The sequence below is a fragment of the Sulfurimonas sp. HSL-1656 genome, assembly GCF_039645585.1.
Lineage (GTDB): Bacteria > Campylobacterota > Campylobacteria > Campylobacterales > Sulfurimonadaceae > Thiomicrolovo > Thiomicrolovo subterrani.
Window position 1 is genome coordinate 1,341,563 of record NZ_CP147915.1, and the last position, 20,879, is coordinate 1,362,441.

At 58.3% G+C, this 20,879-nt stretch carries 19 protein-coding genes; 11 read left to right on the top strand and 8 right to left on the bottom strand.

What is annotated here, in order from left to right:
* The first annotated feature begins 2 nt into the window (after window positions 1-2).
* From WCX49_RS06905 to WCX49_RS06930, 6 genes are all read left to right on the top strand, one after another.
* Window positions 3-458: a GNAT family N-acetyltransferase gene (locus WCX49_RS06905; RefSeq protein WP_345984361.1), complete on the top strand. Its 456-nt coding sequence runs from the start codon at window positions 3-5 to the stop codon at window positions 456-458.
* A 69-nt stretch (window positions 459-527) separates the two neighbouring features.
* Window positions 528-1,058: a J domain-containing protein gene (locus WCX49_RS06910; RefSeq protein WP_345984362.1), complete on the top strand. Its 531-nt coding sequence runs from the start codon at window positions 528-530 to the stop codon at window positions 1,056-1,058.
* 364 nt (window positions 1,059-1,422) lie between these two features.
* On the top strand, window positions 1,423-2,943 hold the full coding sequence (locus WCX49_RS06915; RefSeq protein WP_345984363.1) for a sensor domain-containing diguanylate cyclase: 1,521 nt from the start codon (window positions 1,423-1,425) through the stop codon (window positions 2,941-2,943).
* A 187-nt stretch (window positions 2,944-3,130) separates the two neighbouring features.
* A complete protein-coding gene (locus WCX49_RS06920; RefSeq protein ID WP_345984364.1) occupies window positions 3,131-3,511 on the top strand; it encodes a hypothetical protein in 381 nt (126 codons plus the stop codon).
* A 152-nt stretch (window positions 3,512-3,663) separates the two neighbouring features.
* The gene (locus tag WCX49_RS06925; protein ID WP_345984365.1) at window positions 3,664-4,380 is read left to right on the top strand and encodes a hypothetical protein; all 717 of its coding nucleotides are present in this window, start codon (window positions 3,664-3,666) and stop codon (window positions 4,378-4,380) included.
* Window positions 4,381-4,468: 88 nt separating this feature from the next.
* Window positions 4,469-4,948 (top strand): DUF4188 domain-containing protein, encoded by a 480-nt coding sequence (locus tag WCX49_RS06930; protein WP_345984366.1) that lies wholly within the window; start codon window positions 4,469-4,471, stop codon window positions 4,946-4,948.
* Here WCX49_RS06930 and glyS read toward each other — a convergent pair.
* Entirely contained in the window at window positions 4,945-6,993 is a 2,049-nt protein-coding gene (gene glyS, locus WCX49_RS06935; RefSeq protein ID WP_345984367.1) for a glycine--tRNA ligase subunit beta, read from the bottom strand. The genes WCX49_RS06930 and glyS overlap by 4 nt on opposite strands.
* A 174-nt stretch (window positions 6,994-7,167) precedes the next feature.
* Here glyS and WCX49_RS06940 point away from each other — a divergent pair, with 174 nt between their 5' ends.
* The 5 genes from WCX49_RS06940 to WCX49_RS06960 all read left to right on the top strand — a co-directional run bounded on the left by WCX49_RS06940 (window position 7,168) and on the right by WCX49_RS06960 (window position 11,591).
* Window positions 7,168-7,644, top strand: coding sequence for a pyridoxamine 5'-phosphate oxidase family protein (locus WCX49_RS06940; RefSeq protein ID WP_345984368.1), 477 nt, complete (start codon window positions 7,168-7,170; stop codon window positions 7,642-7,644).
* A 36-nt stretch (window positions 7,645-7,680) separates the two neighbouring features.
* Entirely contained in the window at window positions 7,681-9,069 is a 1,389-nt protein-coding gene (locus WCX49_RS06945) for a phospholipase D-like domain-containing protein (protein WP_345984369.1), read from the top strand.
* 118 nt (window positions 9,070-9,187) lie between these two features.
* Window positions 9,188-9,577 carry a class II SORL domain-containing protein gene (locus WCX49_RS06950; RefSeq protein ID WP_345984370.1) on the top strand — a complete coding sequence of 130 codons (390 nt, stop codon included), beginning with the start codon at window positions 9,188-9,190 and terminating at the stop codon, window positions 9,575-9,577.
* Window positions 9,578-9,654: 77 nt separating this feature from the next.
* Window positions 9,655-10,317: a uracil-DNA glycosylase gene (locus WCX49_RS06955; protein ID WP_345984371.1), complete on the top strand. Its 663-nt coding sequence runs from the start codon at window positions 9,655-9,657 to the stop codon at window positions 10,315-10,317.
* Complete coding sequence (locus WCX49_RS06960; RefSeq protein WP_345984372.1) at window positions 10,314-11,591, top strand: hypothetical protein; 1,278 nt, start codon at window positions 10,314-10,316, stop codon at window positions 11,589-11,591. The genes WCX49_RS06955 and WCX49_RS06960 overlap by 4 nt, the downstream gene beginning before the upstream one ends.
* Here WCX49_RS06960 and WCX49_RS06965 read toward each other — a convergent pair.
* The 7 genes from WCX49_RS06965 to WCX49_RS06995 form a co-directional block, all read right to left on the bottom strand.
* A complete protein-coding gene (locus WCX49_RS06965; RefSeq protein ID WP_345984373.1) occupies window positions 11,580-11,960 on the bottom strand; it encodes a YbgC/FadM family acyl-CoA thioesterase in 381 nt (126 codons plus the stop codon). The genes WCX49_RS06960 and WCX49_RS06965 overlap by 12 nt on opposite strands.
* A 6-nt stretch (window positions 11,961-11,966) precedes the next feature.
* Window positions 11,967-13,604, bottom strand: coding sequence for an alpha-glucan family phosphorylase (gene glgP, locus WCX49_RS06970; RefSeq protein WP_345984374.1), 1,638 nt, complete (start codon window positions 13,602-13,604; stop codon window positions 11,967-11,969).
* Window positions 13,605-13,609: 5 nt separating this feature from the next.
* Window positions 13,610-14,875 carry a glucose-6-phosphate isomerase gene (locus WCX49_RS06975; RefSeq protein ID WP_345984375.1) on the bottom strand — a complete coding sequence of 422 codons (1,266 nt, stop codon included), beginning with the start codon at window positions 14,873-14,875 and terminating at the stop codon, window positions 13,610-13,612.
* Between the two features lie 72 nt (window positions 14,876-14,947).
* Window positions 14,948-16,870, bottom strand: coding sequence for a 1,4-alpha-glucan branching protein GlgB (gene glgB, locus WCX49_RS06980; protein ID WP_345984376.1), 1,923 nt, complete (start codon window positions 16,868-16,870; stop codon window positions 14,948-14,950).
* An 11-nt stretch (window positions 16,871-16,881) separates the two neighbouring features.
* Window positions 16,882-18,369: a glycogen synthase GlgA gene (glgA, locus tag WCX49_RS06985; protein ID WP_345984377.1), complete on the bottom strand. Its 1,488-nt coding sequence runs from the start codon at window positions 18,367-18,369 to the stop codon at window positions 16,882-16,884.
* 49 nt (window positions 18,370-18,418) lie between these two features.
* Window positions 18,419-19,852, bottom strand: a complete 1,434-nt coding sequence (locus tag WCX49_RS06990) for a glycogen/starch synthase (protein ID WP_345984378.1) — start codon at window positions 19,850-19,852, stop codon at window positions 18,419-18,421.
* Window positions 19,845-20,870: a UTP--glucose-1-phosphate uridylyltransferase gene (locus tag WCX49_RS06995; protein ID WP_345984379.1), complete on the bottom strand. Its 1,026-nt coding sequence runs from the start codon at window positions 20,868-20,870 to the stop codon at window positions 19,845-19,847. The genes WCX49_RS06990 and WCX49_RS06995 overlap by 8 nt, the downstream gene beginning before the upstream one ends.
* Window positions 20,871-20,879 lie beyond the last annotated feature (9 nt).

A 20,879-nucleotide genomic window follows, 5' to 3' on the forward strand; every position in this document is an offset into this window, starting at 1 on the left:
CGATGCGGTGGCAATGGTCATTGTACGATCGGCTCTCCCCCATGGAGATCCTGGAGATCATGAAGCTCCGGCAGGCCGTTTTTGTCGTGGAGCAGGAGTGCGCCTATCAGGATGCGGACGATCTTGATCCGCTTTCGTGGCACCTCACGGGGTGGGAAGAAGATGCCCACGGCAAACGGCTCGTCGCCTATCTGCGCGTCGTCTCCCCCGGCAATAAGTTCGAGGAACCCTCCATCGGGCGCGTCATCACGCCGATAGCGCTGCGCGGCAGGGGTCTGGGCAAAGCGCTGATGCACGAAGCGATAAAGAGGATCCCCTCGCTCTACCGGCAGGCATCCATAAGGATCTCCGCGCAGCAGCGCATGGAGCCCTTTTATGCCGGGTTCGGTTTCGAAACGGTTTCAGCCCCCTACGACGAAGACGGCATTCCCCACGTAGAAATGCTGCGGGGACCCTAGAATACGGACTCTTTTCCTCCTATTAGCACATATATTGCATGTCCTGCCAAATACGCAAGGAGACAGGTCATGCAAGAGCGTTCGTGGGAAGAGGAGCAATTCATCATCTGGAACAGTGCGCTTGGTCTCCGCGACTTCGTCATGATCGACCGCGTCGAAGGCGATGAAGGGAGCCGGGTCGCCTGGCTGGAAGAGCCCTACGAGATGGTCGGCCCCTTTGACTTTGACGAGTTCCTCTCCACGGGCTGCATCAGTTTTGCCGCCTGTGTCGTCATGTCACGCCATAAATGGAACACAGAGCGCACGCAGCTGCTGCAGGAGTCCATGGAACGCCGCCGTAAAACCCAGGAGAAGGTGTTCGAGGACCTGGCACGCCGCAACCGTCATAAACGGCGCCACGGCAGCCCCTTCCGGCAGATCAATGAGCGTGAGATGCGCGAACTCCTGGAGCTCCCTGTCGACGGGGAACTCGAAGTCACCCAGATCAAAGCCGCCTACCGCCGCCGCGCCAAAGAGGCGCACCCCGACGTCGGCGGCAGCCACGAGCTCTTCGTACAGATCACGGAAGCGCGCGACCTCCTGCTGGAACTCATAGCTTAAAGCTAGCGCGCCTGGCGCAATTAGAGATTATCCCAATGCCCCTTACCGAAATGCATGGTCAGCCGGAATACGGTCATTAGTCCACCGAACATTACACTGTCAGAACCAAACGGTCATCATTCCCTTTATGTTCCCCTTTGGCAATATTTAGGGGATAATTTATGCTATATTGTTATCAATCTGCATAAATAGAATTCGATCTTCTGGGTATTTTATAAATAAACCTAATACCATTCAGTAAGATTGCATTCGCTGCATGAGCGGTAACGTCGCGTTTGCGCCACAACCTTCTCAAGAAAGCAGCAGACTGGAGTCGGGAGATTCGAAACATGAATCACCGAACAGATGACGGGACGGGGACCGAATGAAAGAACAGCAGCCGGCCGATAGCATGAACGATTACGGCGACGACACTTTGCAAATGGAGCAGGCACGGGTGCTCTATTCCCATCTGCCCTCTTCGCTGGCCATGAGCGCCATCCTCGCCGTCATACTGGTGGTGATTCAGGCGCCGGTCATCGATGCCGACGTGCGGTACGGATGGCTTGCCCTCCTCTTTTCCGTGCTGCTGGGCCGGACCATCATGCTGATCGCCTGGCGGCGCACAGCCAAGATACATACCCCGGCCGATGCCGAACGCTGGCTGCTGTTTTTCCGCCTCGCACTTGTACTGACGGGCGTCTTCTGGGGGATCGGCGGTATCCTGCTGGTCCCTGCCGGGGATATCGACCATACGCTTTATGTCGCCTTCACCCTTGCCGGCATAAGTGCGGGAAGTGCAACGATCCTCGCGATCGACCGCAAATCGGTGATCGGATTCATCTTTCCCGTTTTATTGTCGCAGATCCTGCCGCTGGCCGCCATGGACGATCCGGTCTCCCAGGGGATGGCGGCGATGCTTTCGCTTTTCCTGCTCTTTTTGCTGCTCAGTGCCCGCCAGACTGGGCTCCGGCTCGAAGAGAACTTCAACCTGCGCGTCAAAGCGATGCAGAACGAAGCCCGGCTTTTGCAGATGCTCGAGAGCAGCCCTATTGCGACGCGCATCGCGGACCTCGCCACCAACAAAGTCGTCTTTGCCAACAGCTGCTATAACGACCTGATCGAACTGCCGGCCCACAAAATCATCGGGGTACACCCCTCAAACTATTATGCCCACCCGAAGGAGTTCACCGAGATCGTCAAGAGCGTCTCCAAAGGTGAAAAGGTTGTCGACAAACTCATCGAGATCCGCTCGCCCGGCTCGTCCCAATGGATCAAATGGGTCCTGGCCTCTTACTTTCCGATAGAGTACCATGGCAAACCGGCAGTACTGGGATGGTTTTACGACATCACCGACCGCAAACTGGTTGAGGATGAGGTCGAACACGAGGCCTTCCACGACATGCTGACCGGCCTGCCGAACCGTCTGCAGCTGCACAACCGGCTGCACAAGGCGATTTCCAACGCAGAGCGGAAACAGACCAGCCTCTCGTTGATGTTTATCGATCTGGACAAATTCAAACCCGTCAACGATCGTTTCGGGCACGACATCGGCGACCTGCTGCTCAAGGCCGTCGCCGACCGCATCGTCGGATGCCTGCGCCAGTCCGACATGGCCGCACGCATCGGCGGTGACGAGTTCGTGGTCATGCTTTCGGGGGTCGGTAGCGAAAATACCGCCACGGTCATCGGGGAAAAGATCCGGCATGTGCTGGAGATGCCGTTCGAGATCGAAGGGCTCACGCTCGAGATATCCTCGAGCATCGGGATTGCCGTCTACCCCAACCATGCCCAAAAAGAGGAGGATCTTCTCAAACGGGCGGACATCGCCATGTACAATGCCAAAGCCGGAGGCCGCAACAGCGTCGTCACCTACGCGCCAGGCATGCAGGGCGAAGGCAATTGACCGCCGCCAGTAGCCTGTAAAAACTATTTTTTCTTCCCTCCTGTCGCCGTGATTCCCGGAAGAAAAAGAATTGCACTATAGAAATACTTTACATCTATATGTCTTTTTGTTAATACTAATGAGACACTATTCTGATAAAATATACAAAAATCAACAGTTTTTCGACCCCCTGAAGAAGGACTCCTCTATGCTCAGAACCATTTTGCTCGGTACCGTTGCCCTCTGTAGCACAGGCGCGCTGCACGCCGTCGACCTGCAGATCACCACCCTTGAAGCAAAAGAGACCTTTCATATCATCAACGCCTCCATGATCTGCGATGGGCAGAACATCGGCAGCAACCTCCTTTTCTTCCAGGGCGGCGCCCAGATCCAGTTACCGTTCAAATCGGTCACTTCGCTGACAATGGGCCAGTCAGAAGCCGGGTTCAACATCCAAACCAAAGACGGGAAAGAGACGACGGGGAACCGTATGTACTGCTCACTCTACCAGTGGATCGGCGAAAACGAGTACGGTGGTTCCATCTCGATTCGCGGCGACAAGTGGGATGTAGTCAAGGTTCTAGACTGATACATCATTGCGATACGAAAAATACAAAACATTTAACTCCGTTTAAAACAATGTAAATAGCGACAATAGTCTGCTAGAATGCATGCTAATCAGTAGTTAGGTTATTTAATAAATTTTAGTAAAGATGATATTGCTATAAAGGGCTCTATAAAATGAACAGTTTTGATATTGGAAAATGGGTAGTGAAATTAATAAATACATCTCGATCATATTTTGATTTATTAGAATTCGTTTTTGATGAGGATGCATTTAGTACCTACACAAGAAAGAAAAGTATTTACAGAAGTTCACCCGAACATATTGGGTTAATTGAAGTAATAGATTCTGTGCATAAAGAATATTTCACTAGGGAAATTCAAGATGGTATTGAACATGCTATCCAAAACTATTCTAATCAAATGATTGTGATACTAGCCACATACATTGAAACAATACATTCTGAGTTCTTTCAAAGTCTATTTTCTAACAATAATATGTTGATTTATGACTATGCTTCTACTAATAATGATCACAATGGATATATTAAACTAAATTTTATTTTTGATGCAGATTCAAAAGAAGAAATAATAAACAATCTTATAACTATTGCCAAAAAAAATATACTTAATGGTTCTTTGAGAAAAATCAATGAGAGAATATTTAAAATTACAAAATATCAAATTGATCAACAGCTGATTGATAGTATCCAATCAGACATTTTAGATAAGCGTAATGCTATTGTTCATGAATCAATAGCTTCTATGATTAGAAAAGAAGACATTGATTATTATTTTGAGCTAACAGAAAAATATTTATTTGAATTAGGAAAAGCTTGTAAAAAAAGTGGGGCTTCTTGTATTGACCAGTCTGGTTGGCTAGAGACAACCTAACAATCAGAGGAGACAATAAAAACACCTGTAAGCGGCTTTTTTTCTTGCTCATTTCAACTTGACTCATCATCAAGAAATAGGAGACATCATGCCAACAATCCACGAAAAGCGAATGACCGCCAGACCCGAAGGGGAATTCGTCGTCTTCCTGATCGGGATGCGCATCAACAAACCGTGGAAGGTCCACAAGTGGCTGCCGGTCGCGCTGGCGATGCCGCGGATGCTCAAGGAGCTGCAGGCTGACCCGGAGCTGGGGCTGCTGCACTACGAGCAGTGGTTCGGGCGGACGATCATCCTGGTGCAGTACTGGAAGTCGTTCGAGCACCTGGAGCAGTTCGCGGGGCTCAAAGACGGGGAACACCCGCCGGCATGGGCGCAGTTCAACAAGCGCGTGGGTTCAAGCGGCGACGTCGGCATCTGGCATGAAACCTATGTCGTGCGGCCGGGGCAGTATGAAAACATCTATCACAATATGCCGCAGTTCGGGCTGGCGAAGGCGTTCGGTTTTGTCGAAGCGGAGGGCCGCCATACGACGGCCAGGGGGCGCCTGGAGGGCGGGCGGGGTTAGATCGAGATCTCTTTGATGTCCGCGATGCCCAGCAGCGTCTTGTAGACGGAGGCGACGAGGGCTTTGCGGTTGTAGCGGACGGCTTCGTCCTCGGCATTGACCATAACGTTGTCAAAGAAAGCGTCGAGCTCCGGCTTCAGTCCGAAGAGCGCGTCGAGTTCCGCTTCGTAACTGTCGTACTCGGCGTCGACGACGGCTTTGAATGCTTTATAGAGCGCGCCCTCTTCCACCGCCTCGAAACGGCTCACATCGATATTGAGCGGGCCGTTGACATCGAAGTCCTTGGTGATGTTCGCGACGCGTTTGAAGGTCGAGAACATCGTCGAGAAGCTTTCGGATTCCACGAAGCTTGCGACAGCCTTGATCTTCGCATCGAGGGAGAGGATCTCCCGTTCGCCGGAGGCGAGGACCGCCGCAACGATGGAAGGGTTAACCTTGTAGTACTGGTTGACCCGCTCGATAAAGAAGGATTCGAGCTTTTCGAAGTCGATCCCCTTGTATTTGGCACCGAGTTCGCGCAGGGTCGCGGCGATGTCAAAGGGCAGGCTGTGAGCCAGCGCGATACGTACGATCCCGTTGACAGCGCGGCGCAGACCGAATGGGTCGCGTGAACCGGTCGGGATCTGGTCGACGCTGAAGAGCCCCAGGAGCGTGTCGAGCTTGATCGCGAGGGCCACGAGGGCGCTGAAGCGTGTCGACGGTACCGGGGAGTCCTCGCCTTCGGGGAGGTACTGCTCTTTGATGGCAAGGGCGACTTCGTCCGCTTCGCCCAACGCCTTCGCGTAGTAGTAACCCATCAGGCCCTGTAGCTCGGTAAACTCGTAGACCATTTCGCTCATCAGGTCGGCCTTGGCCAGTTCGACGGCGCGCTGCAGCAGCTCCTGGTTCATCTCGTAAGAAAGGCTATTCTCCGCCGTCACGAGGTCGCCGTAGCGCTCAAAGAGGGCGTCGGCGATGTCGTGCTCGCGGTCGATCTTGTCGCGGAGCGTTCCCAGACCGTCCATAAAGACGACCTTCTCCAGCCCCTCGGTGCTGAGCCCCTTGTTCAGGTCGTTGTCGTAGAAGAAAAGCGCATCGGCGAGGCGCGGGCGCAGGACCCGCTCGTTGCCTTCGACGACCTTGCTGAAGTCTTCTGTCAAAGCGTTGGAGACGACGACGAACTGGTTGACGAGCTTGCCGTCCTTGAAAACCGGGAAGTAGCGCTGGTGCTCCTTCATGGAGGTGATGATGACCTCCGGCGGCAGGCGCAGGAAAGTGTCGTCAAAGCTTCCCAGCAGCGGCGTCGGGTGCTCCGTGATGGCGATGACCTCGTCGAGCAGGTCGGCATCTACCTCGATGGCGATGCCGTGCGCTTTTTCAAGCGCTTCGAAAGCGTCGAGGATCGTCTTGCGGCGGTCGTCGGCGAAGAGCGTTACCGCACCCGTTTCGAGCAGTTCGAAGTACTGTTTTTCGTCCGCGACCATCTGCGGCTCGAAGCTGTGCATGCGGTGCACGTAGGTGACCGGGGCACTCTTGACGTTGAAGAGGGTCATGTCGACGCTCTCGCCCTCCATCATGACGTTGACCCAGCGGATCGGGCGGATGAAGCTCTCTTCGAGCGCGCCCCAGCGCATGGACTTGCCGAAGCCGAGACTTTTCAGCCACTGGGAAAGCATCCCCTCGAGCAGTGCCTTTGAGGGCTGGCCCTTGATCTCGTTTTTATAGTAGAGGACCTCTTTGCCGCCCTTCTCCGCGCGGCCGACCTCGTCCAGCGAGACGCCGCATTTGCGTGCGAACCCTTCCGCCGCCGGCGTCGCTTTGCCGTCTTTGTAGGCAATGGCAATAGGCGCTCCGAAAAGCTCCTCGGTCGTGTCGTCCTGGGCGCTCTTGAACTCGCGGTGCCACAGCACGAGGCGGCGCGGCGTGTAGTAGAACTCGAACTCGCACATCAGCGCATTGTCCTCGAGCACTTTCGCCCACTTCTTCTCGATGTTTGCAAGCTCGCCCAGCAGCGGTACCGCCGGCAGCTCCTCTACCCCGATTTCGATCAATAGTGTCTTCAGCATATCTATCCCGTCGAATAAAAAGTATCGCGATTTTAGCGCGTGGCAGGTTAAAAGCGGATGATAGCGCCCGCCCCCGGGGGCCATTGCCGCTTAAATCGGCACGCCCCCTCCGAATTTTTACGCAGGTACCCTATAATAGCACCATATTTCGCCCCGCTTTAAAGGCCTGGACCCATGCTCGATTTTCTCTCCGCGTTCCGCAGCACTGTTATCGGAACGACTGACGCCGACGGTTTCCCCTTCGCCTCCTACGCCCCTTTTGTCCGCGACGATCACCGCTACTACGTCTTTATCAGCGACATCGCACGCCATGCGGCCAACCTACGCCGGGAGGGGCGCGCATCGCTCTTCTTTATAGAGGATGAGTGCAACGCCGAAAACCTCTTTGCACGCAAACGGGTCTCGCTGCAGTGCGAAACGCGCATCGTCCCCCGCGAAGACGAGCGCTTCGATGCCATCATGTCCCGTTTCAAGGAGACCTTCAGCCCCGGGATGATCTCGGGTTTGATGCAGATGCAGGATTTCCACCTCCACGAGTTCACCTCCGTCGGCGGGGAGGCGGTCTTCGGTTTCGGCGAAGCCTATACCCTCGGCGGGGAGCACATGGAGACCCTGCTTCCGCGCCGCGGCGGCGGGCATAAAAAGGGGTGAATCACGCTATGCTGTCAGTAAACGCAAAGGGGTAGGATGAATTTCGACTGGCTGCACCTGCTGTTCTTTCACACCTTCGTCATCCTCGGCGAACTGATGGTCATCGCCTCGCTGCTGCACATGATCTACCAGCGGCGCACCCCGTCGAGCATGATGGCCTGGATGCTCGCCATCGTGCTGCTGCCCTACCTCGCCGTTCCCCTCTACTTTGTCCTGGGATCGCGCAAACGCCGCTCACGCTACCTCAAGACGGCCTTCGACATGCGCGAGACCGAGGCCGCCGTCACCCAGGCCAACCCCATCGACGGCATCCTGCGCAACAACGGCATCCCCGGGGCGACCTCCGGCAACCGTTTCACCATGCTCTTCGAGGGGACCGAAGCCTACAGTGCCCTCCTGGAGCAGATCCGTGCGGCCCGGGAGAGCATCTGGCTGAGCACCTACGTCTTCAAACACGACGCGGTGACCGCTGCACTGACCGAAGCGCTCATCGCCAAACGGCGCGAAGGGGTCGAGGTGAAGCTTCTCGTCGACGCCCTGGGTTCCTGGCCGCTCTACTTCTGGCAGTTTCCCCTCGGCGCGCTGCGCAAAGCCGGGGTGGAGGTCTGCTTCTTCATGCCGATCCTGCGGATGCCCTTTCGCAACTACATCAACCTCCGCAACCACCGTAAGATCTACCTGTTTGACCGCACGATGGTGCTAACCGGCGGGATGAACCTCTCCGGCGAGTACATGGGGCCGCTGCCCGACGCCAAACGGTGGGAGGACCTGCTCTTTCGCATCGAGGGGCCGGCGGCCTACCACTACGCGGAGATCTTCGCCGCCGACTGGGCCTATGCCTCCGAAGCTGCGGCACCCGCGCCGGGCACCCCCGTACGCACCGACGGCGACGCGTACGTGCAGGTCGTCCCTTCCGGTCCCGACGTCCCGGGCGACGCCCTTTTTGAAGCGCTCCTCAGTGCCGTCTACGCCGCCCGCGAACGCATCTGGATCGTCACGCCCTATTTCGTCCCCGACGCCTCGCTGATGCAGGCGCTGACCATCGCCAACACCAAGGGCGTCGACGTCAAGCTCATCACCCCGCGCGAGTCCAACCACCTCCTCGCCGATCTCGCCCGCAGCAGCTACATGCGCGAGCTCGAAGAAGCCGGTATCCATGTCGCCCTCTACGAAGGCACGATGCTCCACGCGAAGGCGATCCTTTTCGACGATCTCGGCGCCATGCTGGGATCGGTCAACATCGACAACCGCAGCCTGCTGCTCAATTACGAAGTCGTCAGTTTCGCCTACTCCGAACGCATCATCAGCGAGACGGAATCGTGGATGGCAACGCTGCTGAAACGTTCGACCGTCAGCATCCGTCCCGCCGGACGGTTTCGGCGGCTGGGCGAGAACCTGATGCGCCTCATCGCACCGCAGCTGTAGCCCCATTTTCCGGGCCCTTAGGGATTTATTAAATCAGATATAATTTCTCTTATTTATGTTTTATTAAATCTTTGCAGGTGTACAATGCACGCGTAAATCAAAAACAGAAGGAAATGCCATGCCAACTATCAACCGCTATGTCGACATCGACACTGTCGAACGCGAAGCAAAAAAAGACTACATCGACCGCCACTCTCCGTTCATCCACTGTGATGCTACGGCGAAAAAAGGTGAAAAGTTCCCGGTAACGGTCAAAATGGGTAACGAATATACGCACCCGGACGATCCGGACCACTTCATCGAAAGCATCCGCCTCTTCAACGGCGAAACGCTCCTCGGTGAAGCTTCTTTCACTTCCGGTATGCTCGGCGGACAGGATATGAAAGGTCACGCAGAAGTGACTTTCAACATCATCCCGAGCAAAAAGATGAAGCTGGTTGCGCAGGCTTACTGTACAAAACACGGTCTCTGGGAAAACGAGCCGGTCGAAGTCACAGTCGAAGACTGATTTCCCTCTCCCGCCGCGCCTTTGCGGCGGTTTTTTTATAATCCTCTTTTAACACCGCATTCACTATACTCTGATTCATGAAATCGTACCAGAACGCTGCGCTTCTGCAGAACCTTTACCGGCTCAAAGCCCTGGGATTCGACTACTGCGACCCGGTCATCGTCAACCCGCGCGGCGCCCCCGGCGAACTGCCTAACGACCTGGCTGCCCTGCAGCGTATCGTCAGCAGCTGCCACCTCTGCGACCTGGCCAAGATCCGGCGCCAGAGCATGGCCGGAACAGGCAGCGGCAATGCGGACCTCATGATCATCGACGCCTACGTCTCCATGGCCCAGGACGAGAGCGGGGACTACTTCGCCGGCCGCTCCGGCGCGTCGCTGGAGAGCATGATCACCAATGTCCTTGGGCTCGACCCCGCCGCGGTCTACCTGACCCATGCCGTCAAGTGCAAGGGGGCCGGGACCCAGAAACCGACGGCGTCGGAGTGCAGCAGCTGCAAGCCCTACTGGCGCAAAGAGATCGAACTCGTCCGCCCGAAAGTCATCGTCACCCTCGGCCCCGACGCCTACAGCATCGTCACCGACGACAGCACCCCTTTCGAGCAGGTGCGCGGGCACAAGATCGACTATGACAAAGGCACCCTGCTCGTGCCGCTGTACCACCCGCAGTACCTGCTGCGCAACCCGTCGCTCAAGAAAGTGACGTTCTTTGACCTCCAAAACATTAAGGCTGCCCTGTGAGAACCCTTCTGATTGCTCTTTTACTGCTTCCCGCGCTGCTTTTCGCCCGCAGCGGTGTCGTCTCCGGCATTCCCCTGCCCAAGACCTACGTGCTCAACCTCGATCCTTATGAATGCGACACCGACTGCCTCGAGGATCTCGTCGAACACGAACAGTTCTTCTCCCTGCTCGCGCAGATGCCCGAGCCGGTCGAGGATGAGGCCCTGAACGAACAGCGCCTGATCTACGTCGCCCTTTTCAACATCGACGGCGCCGTTATCGGGACCGGGGTGCGTTTTGCGCTGCTGCTGCCCGAGCGGGTCATTGGCCGCTACGCCGCATCGACGACGAACAGCGTGCTCGCCTACCTGCTGGGCAAGAACCGTGATTTCGAGCTCAAGACCTTCAACATCGGCGGCGAAAGCCCCGAGGAGATCCGCGCCGGGCTCTCCGATGTCTCCCAGGAGCATTTTCACTACGTGATCGCCCCCTTTACCAAACAGGGTGCCGATACGCTGGTGCAGATGCGCCCGCGCTGCAGCGTCTACGTGCCGACTGTCAACATCGCCGACGTGAACGCCACTGAGCTCGAAGAGAGCGGCGGGCGCTTCTACTTCGGCGGGATCAACTACAAAGAGCAGATCGGGAAACTGCTGGAGAACGCCACGCCGCCGCTGGTCATCTTCTATGATCAGTCCGCCCTGGGCGAAGAGCTCAAAAGCGCGGCCGAAAGCGCCTACCTCGAGCGTTTTGCAGACGAAGACCCCCGCAGTTTCGATGCGGCCGGCCGTACCATCTACGCCTACCCCATCGACAAGCGGACGACCAACCTGAAACACATTCTCGATCAGAATGAAAAACTCCAGCACGGTACGTTCCTGCTCAACACGCCGCTGGTCAAAAGCGCGATGATCATGTCCCAGCTGACCCTCTACGATGCCAACGCCACGCAGGTGCTTGCAACGCAGATCGGCTACAACTCCATGCTCTTCGACATCACCCAGCCGCAGGACCGCGAAAACATGCTCGTCGCCAACTCCATCGGGGCGCAGAACGGGGTGCTCGTCGAGAGCAACAAACTGCTGCAGAACGATATCGAGTACGACTGGATCAACTATGCAACGACGCTGGGAATTGATTATTTCTACTCGCTGGCCGCGGGATCGCCGCGTGAGTACACGGTGCCTATCGAGGATAACCAGGTGGCCTATCCCGTCACGATCTACCGTGCGGGGATTTCGCGCTTTTCAGCGCTTGAAGAGGAGAAGGAGTCTCCGTTCGACTCACTCTTCTAGCAGCGCCTTCAGTTTTTCTTTCTTGGCCGCATCGAGCCGGCCGATACGCCCGTCGGTCATGAGGTAGACGAGCTGCACGTCGAGGGTAAAAAGCAGTTCGCCACCGCGCCGCACCTTCTGATGCATCTGCAGCCCCGTGCCCCTGACAGACACGACCTCCGCAGAGACCTCAAGCAGATCCCCCAGTACCGCCGAACCGAGGTAGTCCGCTTCGAGATGGCGCACGACAAAGTGCCCTCCTTCAAACAGCGGTGACTCCCCCTTACTGAAGAAGAGCTCGCTGCGGGCGCGTTCGCAGAATTTCAGGTAGTTGGCGTAATAGACGACGCCGCCCGTGTCCGTGTCTTCGTAATAGACGCGAATCGTCATCGGCACTTACTTGTACATCAGTTCGTAGTATTCGTGTGCCATCCGGCCCGAGTCGAACTTCGGAATGACGTCCGCCATCGCGCGCTTCATCATGTGCGTCCACTGTTCGGGGCGGTCGTAATAGAGCGGGATGATCTGGTCTTCGAGCATATCCATGAGGTTCTTGTTATCCTCTCGGTCCTGCTCCTCCGTCGGGGTGCTGTGGTCGATCGGCGGGATGGTAAAGGCGTTCATCCCGTTGATGGCGAACTCGGGGTGCCACCCGTCGTCCGTGGAGAGGTGCAGCGTGCCGTTCATGCTCGCGCTCATCCCGCTCGTACCGCTCGCTTCGCGCGAGACGCGCGGCGTGTTCAGCCAGATATCGCTCCCCTTTTTGAGGATCGCGGAGAGTTCCAGTTCGTACCCCGCCAGAACCGCCATACGCTTGAACTGGTGGCTGATGTGGATCAGCTCGTTGAAGAGGTTGACCGCACTGGTGTCGAAGGGGTACGGTTTCCCGGCCCAGATGACCTGGATGGGGTGTTCCGTCCGTTCGATCAGCGCTTTGAAACGTTCGAAGTCCAGCTTGAGGAGCCCCGGGCGTTTATACTCTGCGAAACGGCGGGCCCAGACGATGGTGAGCACGTCCGGGTCGAACATCTTGCCGGTCTGGTCGGCGACAATGTTGAAGAGCTGGCGCTTGAGGTGCTTTTTGCGGGCCAGCAGTTCGTAATCCTCGTGGCTGTCCAGGGCGGCCTGCATCCCTTTGTCCGTCCAGTAGCGGCGGTTCTGGGCGTTGGTAATGGAGATAATCTCCGAACGCCCCTCGCAGTGCGCCCACATGCGGTTCGCCACTTCCCCGTGGAACTTGGAGACGGCGTTGGTGATCTTCGCTGCGCGCAGGGCGCCCACGGTCAGGTTGAAGTTCTCCCCCTGTTCTCCCGTGACCTGACGGACCTCTTCGAGCGACAGCCCGTTAAAGAAGCCGAAGCGGTGCAGCAGGTGGATATTGTGCTCCTCGTTGCCGGCGGCTTCGGGTGTGTGCGTCGTAAAGGCGACGTGCTGCTTCAGCTCGTCGAGCGTTCCGTAGCGCTTGTAGAGTTCATATGCCAGCGGGAGGGCGTGCCCCTCGTTGAGGTGGTAGATATCCACACTGTGTTTGAGGGACTCCAGGACTTTGACGCCGCCGATTCCCAACACGATCTCCTGGGAGATGCGCGTCTCCTCGTTGGCGTCGTAGAGCTTGTGGGTGATGGTGCGCGCAAGGAAGTCGTTTTCCGGGATGTCCGTCGAAAGCAGGACTACCGGGGCCGACGAGAAGATGTCCGGCGGGAGGTAGTACGCCTTGATATGGACGTCCTGCCCGTGGATCTTCACCGTGGCGCAGATGCCGAGGTCTTTGAGGAAGTAGTAGTGCTTGCGGATAAAGTTGATCTTGAGGCTGCGGTCCTCGTGCCGCCCCTGGTCATAGTAGCCGTAGCTCCACAGAATGCCCACACCGACCATGTTCTGGCGCAGGTCGTAGGCGCTGCGCATGTGGGAACCCGCGAGGAACCCCAGGCCGCCCGAATAGATTTTGAGGGCCTGGTGGATGGCAAACTCCATGGAGAAGTAGGCAACGGGTTTGGCGTACTTTGGGTCGAAGTCGTAATCATGCAGGATCATAGCGATCAGCCTTTGTCTGTAAATGTTTCGTAGAGGATCACCTTGCCGAGCTCGACGCCCGGCTGGTCATAGGTGTTGACCAGCAGCATCGCGCCGACGAGCGACGTCAGCAGCTCATAGTAGATGATCATGGCGCCGATGCTCGCGGCATCGATCTGTTCAATGACGATACCGTCCGTCGGTACGCCGCTGCGTACAAGGCTTTCGCGGGTGGCGGCGCACTGGGCGTTGATAAGGGTGCTGAAGCTCTTGCCGTTGATGAAGTCGGTCTTTTCGATATGTTTGAGCGAAATCTCCGGGATCGTCAGCGGCGCGCCGAAATCCTCGATGCTGATAAAGGTGACCGTCTTGTCCTTCGGCCCTTCGATCAGCAGCTGTAAGAAGGAGTGCTGGTCCACCGAACCGATCAGCCCCACCGGCGTCATGCCGACGTGCGATCCCATTGCATCGATCTTGCCCAGGGATTCGCCCCAGAGCTGCACGTACCACTTGGTGAAGTTCTCCAGGTCGTTGGCATAGGAGAAGAGGACGTTGACGGAGTGCTCCCGGTCATGCTCGTAGATGAAGCACGCCTTCTCCAGCAGATGCTGCTCTTTGCCCTCGAAGAAGGAGCCGAGAAAACTGCCCGCCCCCTCCAGCAGTGCAGCCGTGTTGTAACCGGCCAGGGTCAGCGGGATGATGCCGACCGCGCTGAGGACGGAGAAGCGCCCGCCGACGTTGTCGGGGATGTTGTACTGGCCCAGGCCGTAGGCGTCGCCAAACTGCGACAGGCTGGAGCCTTTGTCCGTGATGACGATGACACGCTCACGGTCCACACCCTCAAGCTCCAGGCCGAAGTGCGCGATGAGCGTCTTGAAGATGGAGGTCGTCTCGATCGTGCCGCCGGACTTGGAGATGACGATGAAGAGGGTCTTCTCCTTCGTCAGCTTCGCCATCGTTCGGGTGATGTCAATGGGGTCGGAGTTCTCGAAAAAGTGGAGTACACGGGTGTTGCCACCCCGGGACGCCAGCAGCGAATCCACCGCCTTGATCCCCAGCGAAGAGCCGCCGATGCCGATAACGGCGATGTCCGTGACCGCCCCCGATGCCAGCAGGCTGTTCTGCGTCTCCAGCGCTTTGGCCGCTTCCACCAGCGCCTGAGAACCTTCGGGCAGGTCATAATAACCGATGCGCCCTTTGTGCTCTTCGGTCACGACGGCAAACGCCTCCTCCATGACACGGTGCTGTGCCTCGGTACCCTCAAACGTAAAATCGCGATCAAAACGTAACATTGTCATCCCCTCATAATTGTTAATATCAGTATAGCCCTGTTCCGGCCGAATCAGCACCGCGGCGCTGCGCGACTATTGGGCACTCCGTTTTTTCAGATAGACGACGGCCATCGGCGGCAGCGTCATCGCGAGCGAGAAGGGACGGCCGTACATCGGCGTCTCCTCGGCGTAAATCACGCCGTCGTTGCCGATCTCCCACCCTTCGTATGCCTTGGCCTGCGAGTTGAAGATTTCCACGTATTCGCCGCCGTCCGGCAGTGCCAGGCGGTACCCCTCGCGCGTCTCGTCGGCAAAGTTGCAGACGACATAAACCGTCTCGTCGGGGTTGTCGCTTTTGCGCATGAAGCTGATGCAGTTGTGGGTGTAGTCGGCGTCATCGATCCATTCGAACCCCTTGCGTTCCACGTCGTGCAGGTAGAGTGCCGGTTCGCTGCGGTAGAGCCGGTTGAGCTCCGCCATCATCGCCTGCAGCCCCTGGTGCAGCGGGAATTCCAGCAGGTGCCACTCCAGGCTGTGCTTGTACGCCCACTCGGCGTACTGGGCGAACTCGCCGCCCATGAAGAGCAGCTTCTTGCCCGGGTGGGCCATCATGTAGCCGTAGAGCGCGCGGAGGTTCGCGAACTTCTGGTTCGTGTCCCCGGGCATCTTGTTGATGAGGGAGCCTTTCATATGGACGACCTCGTCATGGCTCAACGGCAGCATGAAGTTCTCGTCAAAGGCGTACCACATGCTGAAAGTGAGCTGGTCGTGGTGGTGCTGGCGGTAGACCGGGTCGCGGTGCATGTAGGCCAGCGTATCGTGCATCCACCCCATGTTCCATTTGAAGCCGAACCCGAGCCCGCCGACGTCGGTCGGGCGTGTCACCATCGGCCAGGCGGTCGACTCCTCCGCGATCATCATGATGTCCGGGAAGGCCGCGTAGGCGGAGGTGTTGAGCTGGCGCAGGAAGGCCACCGCTTCGAGGTTCTCGTTGCCGCCGTGCTCGTTCGGGACCCATTCGCCCTCTTCCCGGGCATAGTTGAGGTAGAGCATCGAGGCGACGGCGTCGACCCGGATCCCGTCGATGTGGTACTTCTCCAGCCAGAAGAGCGCGGAACTGATCAGGAAAGCCCGGACTTCGTTGCGGCCGTAGTTGAAGATGATGCTCCCCCACTCCGGGTGGTACCCCTGCCGCGGGTCCTCGTGCTCGTACAGTGCGGTGCCGTCGAAGTTGATCAGCCCGTGCATGTCGACGGCGAAGTGCGACGGCACCCAGTCCATGATGACGCCGATGCCGTTTTGGTGCAGGGCGTCGATAAGGAACATGAGCTCATGCGGCTCCCCGTAGCGTGACGTCGCGCTGTAGTAGCCCGTCACCTGGTAGCCCCAGGAACCGTAGTAGGGGTACTCGGTCAGCGGCATGAACTCGACGTGGGTATAGTTCATCTCCTTGAGATAGGCGACCAGTTCATCCGCCAGCTCGAGGTAGGTCAGGTAACGGTCACTCTCCTCGACTTTGCGCCGCCAGGAGCCAAGGTGCATCTCGTAGACGCTGACGGGGGCGTCGTGAGCGTTGTGCGCGGCGCGCGTTCCCAGCCACTCCGCATCGTTCCAGGTGTAGGTGTCGAGCTCCCAGATCCGCGATGCGGAGTTGGAGGGCACCTCCGCGAAGAAGGCGAACGGGTCGGCTTTGTCATGCACGATGTTATGGAACTTCGAGACGATATGGTACTTGTAGGTCAGGCCCGCTTCGACCCCCTCGATGAACCCTTCCCAGATGCCCGAACCGTCCCCGCGCAACCGCAGCGGGTGGCGCCCGGTATCGTAGTCGTTGAAATCCCCGCGGACACTGACACGCTCCGCATTGGGTGCCCAGACGGCGAAATAGACGCCGCGGACACCCTCACGCTCCATGAAGTGCGACCCCATCTTGTCAAACAGTCTGGTGTGGGTCCCCTCTTTGAAAAGGTAGATGTCGAGTTCGGAAAAGCGGGAGATATCGTAATGGATCGTCATGGTGGCTCCGTTTATTGGTGGCGGCTGCTGCGGCGTCCGCCGATGATATGGCAGTAGATGTCGCTGTAGGCCTCGGCCGCGACTTCCCAGTCGAAACGCTGTTCCATCGCGTTGAGACGCATCTGGTCGATGGCATCCGGGTCCTCGTACCACGTCTCCACCGCCCACTTGACGGTATTGGAGAGTGCATCCGGCGTCGCGAAATCGAACTTGAAGCCGGTGCCGCTCTGCTGATCGTTGCCGTAGTTCACGATCGTATCGTCCAGGCCGCCGGTGGCGCGCACGATGGGCAGCGTACCGTAGCGGAGGCTGTAGATCTGGTTGAGCCCGCAGGGTTCGAAGAGCGAGGGCATCAGGAACATGTCGCTGCCTGCCTCGATGCGGTGCGCCAGGTCGTTGCGGTAGCCGATGTAGCAGGCGAATTTGTCGGGGTATTTGGCGGCCACGTCGCTGAAGAAGTGTTCCGCCCACTTCTCGCCGGTGCCCAGCAGCACGATCTGGATATCCAGCTCCATCAGGTTCCAGATGGCCCCTGCCAGCAGCCCGATCCCCTTCTGATCCGCGAGGCGGCCGACGAGGCCGATCAACGGAACATCCGCACGCTCCGGCAGGTTGAATTTACGCTGTAAATCCTGTTTGCAGAGCGCTTTCCCGGCAAGGTTGTCGGCATCGAAATGCTTGGCGATAAAGGGATCGACCGCCGGGCTCCATTCGTCGTAATCGACACCGTTGAGGATGCCGTAGAGCTTGTTGGCATTGGCATCGATAAGCCCTTCCAGCCCCCAGCCGAACTCCGCCGTACGGATCTCGCTGGCGTACTTGCGGCTGACGGCATTGACGGCGTCGGCGTGGACGATCCCGGCCTTGAGCAGGTTGATCCCCCCGAACTCCTCGAGTTCGTCGGCGTTGTAGTGTTCCCAGCCGACCCCGAGCACATCCATCGCGCCTTTATAGAACTTGCCCTGGTGCTGGAGGTTGTGGATCGTCAGCAGCGTCCCCGTATTCTCGAAATCGGGGTCGAAAGCGTAGGTCGTGTTGATCAGCAGCGGGATCGCCGCCGTATGCCAGTCGTTGGTATGGATGACGTCGGGTTTGAAGCGCAGCTTCTTGGCCAGCTGCAGAACAGCCTTGGAGAAGAAGATGAAACGGTTGTCGTTGTCGCCGTACGCCTGGCCGTCCTCGTCGTAGAGCCCTTTGCGCCCGAAAAAGCCCTCGTGGTCGATAAAGTAGACGGGGACGTCACTGCCGGGGAGGACCCCTTCGTAGATCGCCGCCCACGCTTCGCCCATGCTGCCCATCGGCACGCCCAGGGAGCCATCAAGCTTCTTGAGCTTGTACTTCTCGACGTCGACGATATAGTAGCGCGGCATGACGACGCGCACGTCGTGGCCCTGGGCCCGCAGCGCCTTGGGAAGCGCACCCGCTACATCGGCGAGACCGCCGCTTTTGGCGAAAGGGACGACTTCGGATGCCGCCAGCAGAATATTGAATGATGTCATGCAATGCCTCGTGTTGAAATACGGATGGTCCCGGATGCGATAAAGGGAGTCATTTTACCGCGCCCCCGCTGATTTTCCGGTACAAAGCGGCGTAGGCTGCGGCACTTTGGCCCCAGGAGACGTCCGCGTTCATATTGTGGGTTGCGGCCCTTGACCACGCCTTCGTGTCGTGATGGAGTTCCAGGGCCGTTTCAACGGCCGCCATCAGGGCTTCCGGCGTCGCGTCGTCGAACGGGATCCCGCAGGGCGCAGGTGACTCCTGCAACCGTGCGATCGGTGCAACGGTATCGGCAAGCCCCCCGACGGCGTGGACGATCGGCACGGCGCCGTAGTGCGCCGCGATCATCTGGTTGAGACCGCAGGGCTCGAACAGGGAGGGCATCAGCAGGAAATCCGCCGCCGCGTACATCCGGTGGGCCACCCCCTCGTCGTAACCGAAAAAGAGGTGGACGTTCGGATGGGCCGCCGCCACCGCTTCGAAGCGTGGGTGGTACTGGGGTTCGCCTTCGCCCAGGATGGCGATGTTGCAGGGCATCAACGCCATCTGCGGGAGCGCTTCGAGGAGGATGTCGATCCCCTTCTGCCAGGTGAATCGCCCGATGAAGATAAAGAGCGGCAGCCCCGCATCTTCCAGCCCCGCTTCCGCCAGGTAGCGCTTCTTGTTCGACAGTTTCCCCCGCGGCGTCTTGTAGGGGCGCAGAAGACTCTCGTCCGTCTGCGGTGAAAAGTGCTCCGTGTCGATGCCGTTGGCAATGCCGCTCAGGCGGGTGCGGTGTTTCTCCAGGTACCCTTCCAGCCCGCAGCCGAACCGGTGGGTAAGGATCTCCTCCGCGTACGTGGGGCTCACCGTCGTCACGGCATCCGCAAAGCCGATGCCCGCCTTCATCAGGTTGACCCGGTCATAGAACTCGACCCCTTCGAGGGTGAAATGGCGCTTGTCGATCCCCAGCTCGGTAAGGGCCCCTTTCGGGAAGTCACCCTGGTAAGCGAGGTTGTGGATCGTATAGACGGTCCGCGCCCTGATCGTCTCGTCTTCGGCGATGATCAGCGCCGCCAGGGCGGTCTGCCAGTCGTTGAGATGGACGATGTCGCTCTGCATACGCCGGGCCAGTTCCGTCACCGCATAGCTGAAGAGGCCGAAACGCTGCGCGTTGTCGTCGTACCCCTCCCCCGGCGCTCCGTAGAGGTAATCGCGGTCACAGAGCTGCGGTTCATAGACGAAGAGGTAGTGCCGTCCCTCGTAGCGGCTTTCATACACGGAGACGGTACGGCGCTCCGATCCCAGCATCACGTCAAAGTAGTCCGTCGGACCTTCAATGGCAAATTTGCGGCGGTCCACCGTCAGATAGAGCGGCATCACCACGGTCACGTCAAAATCGTCTGAGAGCGCCTTGGGCAGGCTGTAACCGACGTCTGCCAGACCGCCGGTCTTGGCAAACGGGTACACCTCGCTGGCCGCGAAGAGTACCTTCGGCTTACGCATCAGGCTCACCCCGCAGCAGTCTGGCTGCCGTTTCGGGGGCAACGGGGTTGATCATCATCTGTGTCGAGAGTTCGAAGCCCCCGTGCCGGTAGAGACGCGGCTGGATACGGAGCATAAAACGGAACATATCGTCCGCCGTCGTATGCGCCGGGGCCTCCTCCGGTGCCGCAAAAGGGGGCGTGGCGATCTCGAGATTGAAGGCCAGGCATCCCAGCTGCCGTTCCAGTTTCAAAAGCACGTCCAGCAGCAGCGGCGCCAGGGCTTCGAATGCCTCCGGGGCGAGGGTGTCGATCTGGCCGCGCCGTGTTTCCGAAGCGATAATCACCTCGAACGGGTAGGCGCTCGCAAAGGGGCAGAAGGCCGTAAAGCCTCCCTGCTCGGCGATAATGCGCTCCTCCGCCTGGCGCTCGTGATCGACGACCGCCGCGACCAGCGCCCTGCCGTGTTCGCGGTAATAGCGCGCGCTCCGCTCGTAATAGGCCCGCTGCGTATTGGGCAGGATCGGCAGGCCGATGAGCTGGGTATGCGAATGGGGCTGGGTCGCCCCCGCATCGGTCCCCTCGTTTTTGAACAGCGAGATATAGCCGATCCGCATGTCGCGCCGCAGGTCGGCCACCCGTGCGCCGAGCGTCGTCAGCCAGTTGACGACCTCGCTTTCGCTCCACTGCGTCATGGAGGTATGGTGTTCCGGCGTGTCGATGATCACCTCGTGGGCGCCGAACCCCTCATGGTATTCGAAGATCCCGTAGTGATGCTTATCGGGCGTTTCGATCTGCACAGCCTTGTAGAGATTGGGGACGACGCGGGTCTTCCAACCCGGCTCGTTTGCGAAGCTCCCCGCGCTGCGGATAGCGAAAATCTCCGGCGGTGTGAGCGCTTCGTTCCCCTCGCAGAAGGGGCATTTGGCGACATGGCGATACGCCTTAAGGCGTTTGGGGATGCAGTCGGGGCGGTGGAGCCGTTCGGGCGCAATGAGCACATGCACGTCGTGCAGCTTGTCGTAACGGATCTCAGACATGGCTGCCCC

Bases quoted from the DNA above. Each gene is read 5' to 3' on its own strand.
- WCX49_RS06905 (WP_345984361.1), top strand. From the start codon at position 3: ATGCGGTGGCAATGGTCATTGTACGATCGGCTCTCCCCCATGGAGATC.
- WCX49_RS06910 (WP_345984362.1), top strand. From the start codon at position 528: ATGCAAGAGCGTTCGTGGGAAGAGGAGCAATTCATCATCTGGAACAGT.
- WCX49_RS06915 (WP_345984363.1), top strand. From the start codon at position 1,423: ATGAAAGAACAGCAGCCGGCCGATAGCATGAACGATTACGGCGACGAC.
- WCX49_RS06920 (WP_345984364.1), top strand. From the start codon at position 3,131: ATGCTCAGAACCATTTTGCTCGGTACCGTTGCCCTCTGTAGCACAGGC.
- WCX49_RS06925 (WP_345984365.1), top strand. From the start codon at position 3,664: ATGAACAGTTTTGATATTGGAAAATGGGTAGTGAAATTAATAAATACA.
- WCX49_RS06930 (WP_345984366.1), top strand. From the start codon at position 4,469: ATGCCAACAATCCACGAAAAGCGAATGACCGCCAGACCCGAAGGGGAA.
- glyS (WP_345984367.1), bottom strand. From the start codon at position 6,993: ATGCTGAAGACACTATTGATCGAAATCGGGGTAGAGGAGCTGCCGGCG.
- WCX49_RS06940 (WP_345984368.1), top strand. From the start codon at position 7,168: ATGCTCGATTTTCTCTCCGCGTTCCGCAGCACTGTTATCGGAACGACT.
- WCX49_RS06945 (WP_345984369.1), top strand. From the start codon at position 7,681: ATGAATTTCGACTGGCTGCACCTGCTGTTCTTTCACACCTTCGTCATC.
- WCX49_RS06950 (WP_345984370.1), top strand. From the start codon at position 9,188: ATGCCAACTATCAACCGCTATGTCGACATCGACACTGTCGAACGCGAA.
- WCX49_RS06955 (WP_345984371.1), top strand. From the start codon at position 9,655: ATGAAATCGTACCAGAACGCTGCGCTTCTGCAGAACCTTTACCGGCTC.
- WCX49_RS06965 (WP_345984373.1), bottom strand. From the start codon at position 11,960: ATGACGATTCGCGTCTATTACGAAGACACGGACACGGGCGGCGTCGTC.
- glgP (WP_345984374.1), bottom strand. From the start codon at position 13,604: ATGATCCTGCATGATTACGACTTCGACCCAAAGTACGCCAAACCCGTT.
- WCX49_RS06975 (WP_345984375.1), bottom strand. From the start codon at position 14,875: ATGTTACGTTTTGATCGCGATTTTACGTTTGAGGGTACCGAGGCACAG.
- glgB (WP_345984376.1), bottom strand. From the start codon at position 16,870: ATGACGATCCATTACGATATCTCCCGCTTTTCCGAACTCGACATCTAC.
- glgA (WP_345984377.1), bottom strand. From the start codon at position 18,369: ATGACATCATTCAATATTCTGCTGGCGGCATCCGAAGTCGTCCCTTTC.
- WCX49_RS06990 (WP_345984378.1), bottom strand. From the start codon at position 19,852: ATGCGTAAGCCGAAGGTACTCTTCGCGGCCAGCGAGGTGTACCCGTTT.
- WCX49_RS06995 (WP_345984379.1), bottom strand. From the start codon at position 20,870: ATGTCTGAGATCCGTTACGACAAGCTGCACGACGTGCATGTGCTCATT.